Below are 12,109 nucleotides of genomic sequence, written 5' to 3' on the forward strand. Positions count from 1 at the left end.
GGGGGGGCGAGGGCTAGCGCGCGATGCGCAGCTGGTTGATGTCGGAAGCGATCGCGTCAAACGCGGACTGAATGTCGGTGTTCTCCACGTTGTAGAAGGTCTCCGCGCGCGAGGCGCAATTGCGCATCAGATCGCGATTGGTATTTCCGCTGAGCTGGAAGGCGATGGTGTAGACGACGACACCGCGATCCTTTGCGTAGGAGCACGCCTCGATCATCTTCTCGCGGGCCGTGCGGGCGGAATAGAGCTCGTAGGCCGACCAGCTCCAGCTCCACCAGCTGCGGGTGAGTTCAGTTCTTTGCTGAGCCGTGGCGGCACCGTCGGTCATGACGACCAGAACCTTGACCGTGTCGCGATCGCCAAAATCAACCGGACGCGGGCCGAACTGGCCGCCGAGACGGCCCCGCCAGCTTGGATCAAGGGCCCGCACGCCCCAGCCGGTGGCGACATCGAGGCCGGTATTCCCGCTCGCATCCAGGCCGCCGATCAGCGATTTCAGCTGCCCCGGCGAATTGCGCAGGAAGATCGATTCCATGTGACGCTGCGGGCAATGGCTCGAACTGCGATGGCCGGTCATCTCCTCGCCGGTCCACTCCAGAGGATTGATCGTCGGCAGATCGCCGAACGGGATGACCTGCGAATGGTCCTCGCCCATGTCCGGGCAACCGGATTCGTCGAAATCCTCGTTCAGCTCTTCGTTGACATAATCGGGCAGGCGCACGCCGCCATTATACGGGATGACCGAAACGCTGGTCCGCTCCTGGCGTGAGTCGTCGAGAACCACGTCGATGAACTCGCTGGCCGCATCGCGCAGGGCAGAAATCTTCGAGCCCCCCATCGAGCCGGACACGTCGAGCACGAGCGAAATTTCGATATCGCGCACTTCTTCCACCGCTTCGCTGGTGCGCGAGATGGTGAGATTCCGGACGCCGATCAGGCCCAGCATGAGGGTGGGCGTGTCCACCGAGGCGGTGGCCTGGACACGGCGCGAATTGAAGCTGGTCGACGAGGTCACATCGAGCCGGAGCGCGCCGACCAGATCGGGGTGGTCGCTCAGGGCGGCCTCGACATAGGCACGAACAACGGTGTCCGGGTCGCGGTCCTGCGTGAGCGAGGCCGCTGCCAGCACACCGGAGTCCAGCGCATTCTGGATCTCCGTGCCCAGCATCACCCCGCGCGTATAGTCGAGCGCGCCGCCGATCGCGGTCGTGATCGGGGCGAGCGCCAGGGCATAGCTGATCGCGATATTGGCCGCGGTCGCGCGTGGAAACGCACTCAAACGCCTCGCCAGAGCCGCAATGACGCGGGCCAGGCCGGGCGTCAACGCCTTGATCGAAAAGCCGAGATTGATGCGCATGGCGAATGTTCCAAAATGGCAAAACTGCCGGGATCACTGCACTCTATACGCCAATCGGCTAAAAAAGTCATTAATTAACAATGAGTTATTGGTAAACGCGCGGTTAACAGCGCCCTCCCATCAGGCTGAGAAGAAGGGCTTGAGCTGGCGCGCGGCCTGACGAATCCGCTGTTCGTTCTCGACCAGGGCCAGGCGGACATGGCTGTCGCCGCGTTCGCCAAAGCCCAAGCCGGGTGCGACGGCCACGCCGGTCTTTTCCAGCAACAGCTTGGAAAACTCGACCGAGCCGAGATCGGCAAAGCGCTCGGGGATGGGCGTCCAGGCAAACATGGTCGCGGGCGGAGCGGGGATCGGGAAGCCGGCCCGGGTGAAGCTTTCCACCAGCACGTCACGGCGCACGCGATAGATGCCGCGCGCCTTCTCCACATTGTCCTGAGGCCCGTCGAGCGCAGCGATGGCCGCGACCTGAACCGGGGTGAAGGCGCCATAGTCGAGATAGGACTTGACCCGTTTGAGCGCATCGACGAGACGCGCCGATCCGGCGGCGAAGCCGATCCGCCAGCCGGGCATGGAATAGGTCTTGGACATCGAGGTGAACTCGACAGCAACATCGCGTGCGCCGGGCACCTGCAGGATGGAAGGCGGCGGGTCGCCCTCGAACCAGATCTCCGAATACGCAAGATCGGAGATGAGGACCAGGTCGTTCGCCTTGGCCAGCTTGACCGCCTCGCGATAAAAATCGAGATCGACGACCTGGGCCGTGGGGTTGGACGGAAAGTTCAGCACCAGCGCGGACGGGGCGGGAATCGAGCGCCGGCAGGCATGGGCGGCTTCGCGCAGGAAGTTCTCCGGGTTCTCGAACGCCACCGGCCGTACGGCCGCCCCAGCGATAATGAAGCCGAACATGTGGATCGGGTAGGACGGGTCCGGTACGAGGATCACGTCGCCAGGCGCAGTCACGGCCTGAGCCAGGTTGGCGAGGCCTTCCTTGGACCCGAGCGTGACACAGACTTCCCGATCAGGATTGAGCGACACATCGAAACGACGCGCATAGTAGCGTGCCAACGCCTTCCTGAGTGCGGGAATGCCCTGGCTGGCCGAATAGCGGTGAGCGCGCGGATCGGAAGCGGCCTCCTTGAGCTTGTCGATGATATGGGGAGCCGGCGCCAGATCGGGATTGCCCATGCCGAAATCGATGATGTCGCGGCCTTCATGGCGATAGGCCAGCTTCATCCGGTTCACCTCGGCGAACACGTAGGGCGGCAGGCGGCGCTCACGGTAGAAGGCGGTCGACTCAGTCATGGCAAGGCTACTCCGATCAAACCATTAGCCTATCGAAGCCGCAGGCTTTGTCGTCAATGGGGCAGGGACAAGAAATTGTGCGGCGCGGCAGTGATTTGGCTCAAAAGACGTGTCCGGGGGCAATGGCGGCCTTCAATAAGGTCGAGCGAGACCGGTGATCGGGCATGAGCCGGTCCAGCAGCGCGTAGAAGCGAGGCCCGTGATTCATCTCGATCAAATGACAGGCCTCATGGGCGCAGACATAGTCGATCAGGGTCTCTTCGAAGGCGATGAGGCGCGCATTCATGCGGATCGATCCGTCGCTCGAACAGCTGCCCCACCGGCTGGCATTCACCCGGATACTCACTGCGGGCGCTGGCCGGTTCAGCTGGGCCGCATAGTGGGCCAGGCGCGGCGTCATAAGCTCGAGAGCCTGGCGTCTGCGCCAGCGCTCGACCGCGCGCCTGACCGTTGCGTCGCGCAGAGAACCGGAAAGGGTGTTGTCGACGCGGACGGCGATCGCGTTCTCCTCAAGCCCGACAAGGGTGCGCGCCCGGCTATGCCCCACGACACGCAGCGTCAGGGTCCTGCCCAGATAGCCGACACCCTGACCGTCCGCACCAGTCAGCTCGGGAATGGATCGGCGCTCGGTCCACTTGTCGAGCTTGGACAGTATCCACCCGCTCTTTTCGTGCAGCGCCGACTCCGCCTCTCGGACCGCCACCCGGCGAGGCAGCGTCACGCTCAGCCCGTCCGCCCCGACGCGGAACCCGATCGTACGGCGCCGGGCCGAACGTTTCAGCGTATATCCGACCGTCCGGCCGCCCAGGATGATGCTGCGCGATTCCATGGGCTGAAGACTAGCAGGACCTACGCCCGCCCTCTTCCACAAAGATCACTCGAGGACGACGCCATGACAGGAGCGATTGACAATCGTTTGCAAAGACGACATATGCAATTGCGAACGAGTTGCCAAAGGCAGAGTGTCTTGCGGCGCCGTTTTTCGGATCGGTTGCGACAGTTACGAGCCCGCCATGTATGTCTGCCTCTGCAACGCACTGAAGTGCCGCCAGTTCAAGGACGCTGCGAAAGCAGGCGCACGCGACGTGCCCAGCGCGTTCAAGGCTTGCGGTGCCAAACCGCGATGCGGCCAGTGCTTTGAGGAAGCAGCCCGGACTATGGCCAATGCCATGCAAGCCGACACGATGGCCGTAGCGGCCGAATAGCCACCGCCCGGCCTCAGCGCCCGCGGCGCTCCAGCTCTTTCTCGATCGCGTTCAGGCTGTTCTTGTGAGCCTTGAATGCGAAGTCGAACAGATCACCGAGCAGCGGAATTGACCCGAACACGGTGTCTACCCCGGTGTAGAAGGCGATCTTCAGCTTGGTCCAGGTCGACAGACCGAGACGATGCGCGGTGAACAGCATGATGGCTCCGCCGATCAACGTCACGGCATCGCCCGCAACCGGGACCAGCCCGAGCACGCCGTCCAACCCGAACCGGAAATTGGCGATCTTGAACCGGGAATCGAGCAGATAGGCCCACTGCCGTGCGCGGTGCAGCTCGGCGGGAATATCGCCCTGACGGGTAGGTGGGCCGGGATCGTGTCTTGCCATGCACGATCCAACACCACGATGAGGCCGCCTGTTCCCGGCTCAGCGCGCTAAAGCGCTTTGGCCTTGGCCCGCCAGCACATTTCCGTATGCTCGTGGCACGCAACTCTGCGAAGCGCGCGATGGAGAATTTGTCGATGAAGGGCGATGCCGGCGTTATCGAGCATCTGAACAAGGCGCTCAAACTCGAGCTGACCACGGTGAACCAGTATTTTCTGCATGCGCGCATGTTCAAGAACTGGGGCTTTCAACGCATTGCGAAGATCGAGTACGATGAATCCATCGACGAGATGAAGCATGCCGACATGCTGATCGATCGTATCCTCTTTTTCGACGGCCTGCCGAATGTTCAGGATCTGGGCAAGGTGATGATCGGGGAAACCCTGGTCGAGTGCCTGCAATGCGATCTCGAAGCAGAACGGCGTGCACATCCGATCTATCTGGACGCGATCGAGTATTGCGAGAAAGTCCGCGATTACGGCTCCCGCGATCTGCTCGAGCACATCCTCAAGTCGGAAGAAGAGCATATCGATTTTCTTGAGACCGAGCTCGCCCTCGCCGAACAGATCGGTCACGAGCGCTACATGCAGACGCAAATCAAGGCTGGCGACGACTGATCGGGCCAGCTTCAGGCCACAAGAGCCTTGCCTTTGCGTCTCTGAGGCGTTAGCTGGACACGGCTATGAAATGTTATAATGTAACGCTTTGTACCGCATGGCGCTCCTGCCATCGCATCCAGGCTTGATCGTAACGCCGTGACCGCAATCTTGTTTACTCTGGCATTCGGCCTCGGCGCCGCGATCATCAGCTTCATCGCGCTGCTTGGTGTTCGCTTTGCCAGCCAATTCACGCGGGCGAACGAGCCGCTCTTTGCCGCTTTCGCGGCGGGCCTCGTCATCGCGATGGCGATCCTGCACCTGGTTCCTGAAGCCGTTCAGATGAGCGAACGCGCGCCGGTCTGGGTGCTGGCCGGCTTCGGCCTGGGCTTCGCAATCCAGCGCGGGATAGAGAGCTGGCCGGGCAAGGCCGCAGCCGGGCACCCCGGAATGGCGATCGCATTGGCACCGGTGCTCGCGATCGGCATGCATTCGGCAGTCGACGGGCTGGTCTACGCCGTGACGTTCTCGGTAGATTTCTTCACCGGCCTCTCAGCCTCGCTCGGTCTGATGGTGCACGAATTTCCAGAGGCGATCATCTGCTTCGTGCTACTCCAGCGCGCCGGGTTGAGCGACACCCGGGCCTTTCTGTTTGCCTTCGCCGCCGCCGGGCTGACAACGCTTGTCGCGGCGGCCATCGCCGCGCCGGTTGCCGCTACGGTGCCTGACGCGGTTCTGGGCAACCTGTTCGCCCTGGTCGCCGGAATCATGCTTCATGTGGGAGCGACCCATCTGCTGGCTCATGCTGGAGAAGCAGGCTGGCGCAGGGCCAGCCCGGTGCTGGTCGCCGGCGCACTGACCGGTCTGCTGATAACGACATTCCAAGGCAGCGGCGGTCATGTTCATGCCCCACTTGCCACGCCTACTATCGCCTTTACTGAGCCCTCCCCTTAGAGAGTGGGCCTCCGACCGAGCTGCCGCCAAGGTTTTCTCTGACGCGCCATGACCCGTTTGATCCTGATCTGCGCCTTTATCCTGTCTGTTCTGGCCGCCCCGGTTCAGGCCCAGTCGTCGGACTATCGCGAACTCGCCTGGTCCGACCTGCTGCCCGAGGGCGAAGCGGCCAACATCTCGCGCCTCATGGAAATGCAGGCACGCCAAAGCGGCTTTGACCATTTCGGCACTTCCTCCATGCCCCAGATCCAGACGTTCAACACGGTCGATGCCCTCGACGGGCAGCGAGTGCGGATCCCCGGTTATGTGCTGCCATTCGATATGACCGGACCTGGCGAAGTGACCCGCTTTCTGCTCGTGCCCTATGTCGGCGCGTGCATCCATGTGCCCCCGCCCCCGCCCAACCAGCTGGTCTATGTCGAGACAGACACAGCGGTCGAGCTGGAAGGGATGTGGGACGCGGTTTACGCCGAGGGTATCCTGCATACCCGGCGCGAGGACAACGATCTTGGCGACGCGGCCTACACGCTGGAGCTGACCTCGCTCAGCCCCTACCGGCCCGGCGGCTAGCTGAACGCCGGCTGAACGAGCACGCCGCTGCGAAGCCGCATACGCGGCAAAATTGCCCTGATACGGCAATAATATAGCCGTCCTCGAACCTCATCTTGAGAGTTGTCGAGGCGATTCTTCTTCCCGTCGAAAACGCTCCGACCACCTGCGCGGGGGCCGGCATGGCTCCCCTTGCACCTGGCCCCCGCGCAGCCTGACTTCCTGTCTCCCGGTGACGTATTGCACGCTACTTGCGTCATCGGACCCGGGGCTCGCTTCGTGTGTTCCGGCGCGGCACACTCTTCGCACTGAGGGGGGCGATGGGCGCCAGCGCGGACGCCGAAGCGAGTCCCACCAAACCGCAGACCCACTCTCGGCCGGTCCTTCATTCAGGACCGGCCGATTTTTTATGCGCGCTGACGCCAGCTGAAGACCAACAGCAAGGGCATGAGCCAGGGCACGATGCGCTCGAACGGGTCGCCCGGGGTTGCCGCCAGGCGCACCATGAGACCACGCAGGCCTTCGCCGGCGGTGGCAGGGTCGACCTGGCCGAACGAGTAGAAGATCACGGTCAGTCCAAACCCGAGCACGATTGCGGCGATGATCGCCCCGCCGGCCGGCTCGACCTTGCATACCCGCGCAGCGATAACCGGCCCGAAGGCCGCCCCGAGCGCGGACCATGAGAAGAGCACGCGGTCGAAAATCGTATTGTCGACGGTGAGGGTCAAAATCACCGCCAGCGCACAGATCAGGGCCATCACGCACCGCCCGATCAACACTTCTCGCCCCGGCAGCACGCGGGTCAGGCGCAGATCGTGCGCGGCTGCCGCCGATGCTGCCATAAGCAGGGAATCGACCGTCGACATGACGGCCGAAAGGATGGCGGCGATCACGATGCCCGCCAGCACGGTCGGCAACAGGGCGGCGGCCATCGCGTAGAAAACCGCTTCGGGATCATCGAGCGGCGCCAGCAGGGCACGGGCCGAGAGCGCCAGGATTCCCATGCCGGTGAACACCAGTACGCCCCAGCTCATGGCGATGGTGAAGCCGGCTTTCCTTGCGCGCTCGTCCTTGACCGCCATCAGGCGGGCCATGAGGTGGGGCTGACCGAGCGTGCCCAGCCCGATTGCCGCTATCCCGAAGGCAAAGGCCAGGAAGGGGACCAGGGTGCGGCCTCCGGTCGGGTGCAGATAGGCCTCCGGCATGGTCGCTGACAGGGTCTGCCAGACGCCCCCCGGACCGCCAGCCGCCATCAGAGCGCCGATGGGCAGGATCACGGCGACCAGCGCCATCACCGCGCCTTGCAGAGTATCGGTCAGCGAGACCGCCCAGAAGCCGCCGAGCAGCGCGTAAATCAGGATCACGACGGCCCCGAAAAGCACGCTTTCCGTGTGGCCGAAATCGAGCTGGCTCTCGAAGGCGACGGCGGCCGCGCCGAACTGGGCAGCGATGTAGAAGACGAAGGTGAACAGGACGAGGCTACCGGCCAGAACCGCGATGACCGACCGCGCCGCGGCGCCAGTGCCTGCGGTCATGAAATCGGTCACGGTGACATGGCCGCGCCGCTCGGTCTCTTCACGCAGGCGCGGGCCAAACCAGAGCCAGACCCCGACATAGCCGGCCCACACGCCGGGAACCATCCACAGCGCGGACACCCCGGCCGTGTACACAAATCCGGTAAAGCCGAGCAGGACCCAGGCCGAGCTGGTCGACGCGGCATAGGACAGGCCGGCCACCCAAGGGCCGAGGCCGCGCCCGCCGAGGAAGAAATCGGATTCATCCCGGTTCAGCCGTGCCGCCCAGATTCCGATCGCGATCAGTCCCAGCTTATAGGCGGCCAGCGTCGCCAGAATGACCCAGCCTTGAGTGCCTATCGTGTCCATCTGCCTCGCCTCCCCTTTTCGCCCATCTCATCAGATGGCCGCGAGCATCTCACCTGTGATGGGAAAAATCTCTATCTATCATGTCGTTAGCCGGAATGTCCGCCACCTTGCGAAAAATTTATATTGTTTTTCGATAAATTCTTATTGCAAACCGATAACTCCCTTGGTACATAAATTCTCGAGACGGCGGCCAGAAAGAGCCCCGCTCACCGGCGCCAGAGCCCACTCCCCAAAACCGGGACCGGCGCCACGGTTGGTCGAAACACTCGTAATGGAGACAAGAAATGGTCAGGTCCTTTTTCAATACCGGTTCGAGCCTGGGTGCGGTCGTGCTCAACGTGGCCCTCGTGGTCACCGTCATGGCAGGCATGTTCGCTTCGATGTCCGGCGTCATCGCCTAAGAAGCAGCAGAATGCGGGCCGGCCTCCCCTCTGGCCCGCAGACATGAGGCCCCCTCCTCTATCGCTGCTCATTGAAAGCCTCACGGCTCAGACATCCCTCGCTCGATCCCTGTGTTCGCGGCCTCCCCTCTCCCCCGGGGCGAGGCCGTGAGCCGTTCTGCCACCCCCGGCGCCTAGCTTCGTCCACCCGCAGCGAAACCTGCCAGGCCGGCGAGCACATTCTCACCGAGGCTCGCCGTGGCATAGCCGCCCTCCAGAACGATGACCGTCGGCAGATCCAGCCCGGCGATCCGCTCGCCCATCCGGGCGAAATCATCGCGCGAGATCTGGAAGGTGGAGAGCGGGTCGCCCTCGAACGTATCAAAGCCCCACGACACGACGAGCGCCTGCGCACCGAATTTCGCGATGGCCCGGCAGGCTTGACCCAGCGCGGCGGAATACCCGCTCCAGTCCGTGCCGCGTGCCAGGGGCAGGTTCAGCGTTGCGCCCTCGCCGGCGCCCCGCCCGGTCTCTCCGGCCCTGCCGAGGAAGAAGGGAAATTCGTAATCGGGATCGGCGTGGATATTGACCACCAGCACGTCGCCGCGCTCATAGAAGATCGACTGCGTGCCATTGCCGTGATGATAGTCGATATCGAGGACAGCGACCTTGCGCGCGCCTGAGTCCAGCAAGGTCTGGCCGGCGACGGCGGCGGTGTTGAGGAAACAGTATCCGCCAAACTTGCCAGCGGCGGCATGGTGACCGGGTGGCCGCGTCAGGGCGAAAGCCGCCCGCTCCCCGCCAGACACACAGGTCGCGGCCTGCGCCGCACTCGTCACGGAGGCGAGCGAGGCCATCCATGCTCCGGCGGTCAAGGGCGTCCCGGTGTCCATGGCATAGTAGGACAACTCACCGTCGATGACGGATGGCCTGACATCTTCAAGCGTCCGGACCGGAAAGATCAGCGGAAAGGCGTCGGGCGTCTCGCCCCCGTTGCCGGCGCCGATATGCGCCTCCCAACGCGGCCACGCGCCCTCCAGGAAAGCCAGATAATCGCTATCGTGGACCCTTGCCAGAGCGGACGGGACCGCCCTGGACGGCTCCTCGAAGACGAAGCTGCCCTGAGCCGCCAGCGCGTCGCGGACCAGCTCGGCGCGCGCCGGACTTTCGCGTGCCGGTATCATGCCACCGTGCTTCATTTCAGAGCGCGGGACATGAGCCAGCACATCGTCGCTGTAGAGAACACGCATGCGGCCTTTAGTCTCCGGCCTGCCAGACGACTTCGCCGTCGACGATCGTCATGACCGGGCGGGCCTCGCGCAGCTCGGCATCAGGCACGGTCATCAGATCGCGATCGAAAACGGAAAAGTCGGCCAGCTTGCCGACCTCGATCGTGCCGAGCTCGTCCTCGCGGAAGGAGGCGTAGGCCGGCCAGATCGTGAACATCTTCAACGCATCCTGGCGGCTCACGGCTTCTTCGCGATGCCAGCCCTCGGCCGAATAGCCGTCCAGATCCTGACGGACCGCCGAGGCATAAAACTCGATGCGTGCCTCGCCGCGTTCCACCGGCGCGTCCGATCCGCCGGCCACGATGGCTCCGCTATCGATCATCGACTGCCAGGCATAGGCGCCGTGGAGGCGCTCCGCACCCAGCCTGTCAGGCGCAAAATGAAGATCGCCGATGGCGTGGGAGGGCTGCATGGACGGGATGACGCCGAGCGCCGCAAATCGGGGCAGATCCTGAGGATTTACGATCTGGGCATGCTCGATACGCCAGCGCGGATCGGCGATCGCGCGCTCATCTGGCGGGACGGCTTCGAAGGCCGTTTCCATCCAGTCGAGGATGAGCCGGTTGCCCCGGTCACCGATCGCGTGAATGGCCAGCTGCACGCCGTCACGCAGCGCCGCCTGCATCATCGACACCGCTTCCTCCTCACGCGCGATCATCAGGCCTCGGGACTCCGGGGCATCCGAATAGGGCTCCAGAAGAGCTGCGCCGCGAGAGCCGAGCGCGCCGTCCGCGTAGAACTTCACCGCCCGGACGATGACGCGGCTATCCGCCGAATACGCGTCGAGGTGAGCGGCAACGTCGTCATAATTTTCGCTATTGGCCGCGACATAGTTGCGGATGGCAAACCGGTCCGAGCCAGCCAGAGATGTCATCATGGCAACCGTGTCGTAGCCGACGCTCATGTCGTGAACGCCGGTCCAGCCGTAGGACGCCATCACCTCGGCGCCGAGTTCGAGCATTTCCCGCTGAGTGCCGGCATCCGGCTCCCCGACCAGGGCCATGGCGGGCCCCATGGCGGTGTCGATCAGCATGCCCGTCGGCTCGCCGTCGGCATCGCGCAGGATTTCACCGCCTTGCGGGGCCTCACTCTGAGAGCTGATACCGGCCGCCTCCAGCGCGGCCGAGTTGACGACGACTGCATGCCCGTCGGCGCGCATCAGCACGACCGGACGGTCGCTCACGACCGCATCCAGGTCCTGGCGGTTGGGGAAACGGGCTTCAGGCCAGTGTGTCTCGATCCAGCCCCGCCCGGATATCAGGCCTTCGCTGTCCTGCGCGGCGGCCTGCAGACGAGCCTGCAGGTCGGCAACCGACGTGACCGCTTCCAGATTGAGCGAACGCTCCCGTTGACCGATCCCCATCAGATGGGCGTGCGCATCGGTGAAGCCGGGGAACATGACGGTGCCGTCCAGGTCGATCTGACGGGTCGTTTCGCCGATATAGCCGGAGCCGTCCTCGGCGCTTCCGGCAAAAACGATGCGGCCATCGCTGACCGCAACGAGCTCGACCTGAGGGGCGGTCTCCACCCCGGTGTAGATAGTGCCACCGGAAATCACGGTCTCCGCAGGGACTGGATCAGCCGATTGAGCGGTAGATGCCGTATCTTGCGAGCAGGCCGCCAGAAGCAGTGCTGCCGCGCCGAAACCCCAATAGCGCATTGCGCCCTCCCCGGTATGATCATCGTTGGCAGGGACGCTAGCGTGGTCTGGGGCAAATGAAAACGCCCGCTGGCTCAGCCAGCGGGCGCAATCGGTCGGGACGATCGTCGGTGGAAGCTCAGGCGGCGGCTTCGCCGGCCTTTTTCAGCTCACGCTTGATCTTCAGCGCGGCCGGAGACAGCACATCATTCTTGGCCTTCAGCAGGAAGGCGTCCAGCCCGCCGGCATGGTCGACGCTGCGCAGCGCCTTGGCGGCAACGCGCAGACGGAAAGACCGGCCGAGCTGCTCGGACGCCAGCGTCACTTCGCACAGATTGGGAAGGAAGCGGCGCTTCGTCTTGTTGTTGGCGTGGGATACGTTGTTCCCGGACACCGGGCCCGTCCCGGTCAGTTCGCAGCGGCGCGACATGGCTTCGTTCCTGTATCGGTCTTACGAAACTTCAAAACGCCGCGGTGGACATGCGTCCCCACGGCGCGAGAGCGGGCGTGTTACCGGAGAGCGTATATACAGTCAAGCACGCGACGTTCATGTTGCAGCCATCAACACAC

The 12,109-nt window shown here is 63.8% G+C and carries 12 protein-coding genes; 4 read left to right on the forward strand and 8 right to left on the reverse strand.

Annotated features, from left to right (window positions below; all coding sequences use genetic code 11):
• Positions 1-13: 13 nt before the first annotated feature.
• The 3 genes from E5162_RS07535 to E5162_RS07545 form a co-directional block, all read right to left on the reverse strand.
• Complete coding sequence (locus tag E5162_RS07535) at positions 14-1,357, reverse strand: TadE/TadG family type IV pilus assembly protein (RefSeq protein WP_135944507.1); 1,344 nt, start codon at positions 1,355-1,357, stop codon at positions 14-16.
• Positions 1,358-1,477: 120 nt separating this feature from the next.
• Positions 1,478-2,659: an LL-diaminopimelate aminotransferase gene (locus E5162_RS07540; protein ID WP_135944509.1), complete on the reverse strand. Its 1,182-nt coding sequence runs from the start codon at positions 2,657-2,659 to the stop codon at positions 1,478-1,480.
• Between the two features lie 100 nt (positions 2,660-2,759).
• Complete coding sequence (locus tag E5162_RS07545) at positions 2,760-3,488, reverse strand: M48 family metallopeptidase (RefSeq protein ID WP_135944511.1); 729 nt, start codon at positions 3,486-3,488, stop codon at positions 2,760-2,762.
• A 184-nt stretch (positions 3,489-3,672) separates the two neighbouring features.
• Between E5162_RS07545 and E5162_RS07550 the strand changes: the two genes are divergently transcribed.
• A complete protein-coding gene (locus E5162_RS07550; protein ID WP_135944512.1) occupies positions 3,673-3,864 on the forward strand; it encodes a (2Fe-2S)-binding protein in 192 nt (63 codons plus the stop codon).
• A gap of 13 nt (positions 3,865-3,877) precedes the next feature.
• Here the strand turns inward: E5162_RS07550 and E5162_RS07555 are convergent, their stop codons facing one another.
• Complete coding sequence (locus E5162_RS07555) at positions 3,878-4,252, reverse strand: DUF4112 domain-containing protein (RefSeq protein ID WP_135944514.1); 375 nt, start codon at positions 4,250-4,252, stop codon at positions 3,878-3,880.
• Between the two features lie 134 nt (positions 4,253-4,386).
• Between E5162_RS07555 and bfr the strand changes: the two genes are divergently transcribed.
• The 3 genes from bfr to E5162_RS07570 all read left to right on the forward strand — a co-directional run bounded on the left by bfr (position 4,387) and on the right by E5162_RS07570 (position 6,369).
• Entirely contained in the window at positions 4,387-4,866 is a 480-nt protein-coding gene (bfr, locus tag E5162_RS07560; RefSeq protein WP_135945101.1) for a bacterioferritin, read from the forward strand.
• Between the two features lie 138 nt (positions 4,867-5,004).
• Positions 5,005-5,799 carry a ZIP family metal transporter gene (locus tag E5162_RS07565; RefSeq protein ID WP_135944516.1) on the forward strand — a complete coding sequence of 265 codons (795 nt, stop codon included), beginning with the start codon at positions 5,005-5,007 and terminating at the stop codon, positions 5,797-5,799.
• 48 nt (positions 5,800-5,847) lie between these two features.
• The gene (locus E5162_RS07570; RefSeq protein ID WP_135944518.1) at positions 5,848-6,369 is read left to right on the forward strand and encodes a DUF3299 domain-containing protein; all 522 of its coding nucleotides are present in this window, start codon (positions 5,848-5,850) and stop codon (positions 6,367-6,369) included.
• Between the two features lie 386 nt (positions 6,370-6,755).
• On the opposite strand, the gene E5162_RS07575 is transcribed toward E5162_RS07570, so the two are convergent.
• From E5162_RS07575 to rpmB, 4 genes are all read right to left on the reverse strand, one after another.
• Entirely contained in the window at positions 6,756-8,231 is a 1,476-nt protein-coding gene (locus E5162_RS07575; protein ID WP_135944520.1) for a sodium/proline symporter, read from the reverse strand.
• A gap of 574 nt (positions 8,232-8,805) precedes the next feature.
• The gene (locus tag E5162_RS07580; RefSeq protein ID WP_135944522.1) at positions 8,806-9,861 is read right to left on the reverse strand and encodes a histone deacetylase family protein; all 1,056 of its coding nucleotides are present in this window, start codon (positions 9,859-9,861) and stop codon (positions 8,806-8,808) included.
• A gap of 7 nt (positions 9,862-9,868) precedes the next feature.
• Complete coding sequence (locus tag E5162_RS07585) at positions 9,869-11,560, reverse strand: amidohydrolase (protein ID WP_135944524.1); 1,692 nt, start codon at positions 11,558-11,560, stop codon at positions 9,869-9,871.
• 118 nt (positions 11,561-11,678) lie between these two features.
• On the reverse strand, positions 11,679-11,969 hold the full coding sequence (rpmB, locus tag E5162_RS07590; RefSeq protein ID WP_135944526.1) for a 50S ribosomal protein L28: 291 nt from the start codon (positions 11,967-11,969) through the stop codon (positions 11,679-11,681).
• Positions 11,970-12,109 lie beyond the last annotated feature (140 nt).

Source organism: Marinicauda pacifica, assembly GCF_004793635.1.
GTDB classification, from domain to species: domain Bacteria; phylum Pseudomonadota; class Alphaproteobacteria; order Caulobacterales; family Maricaulaceae; genus Marinicauda; species Marinicauda pacifica.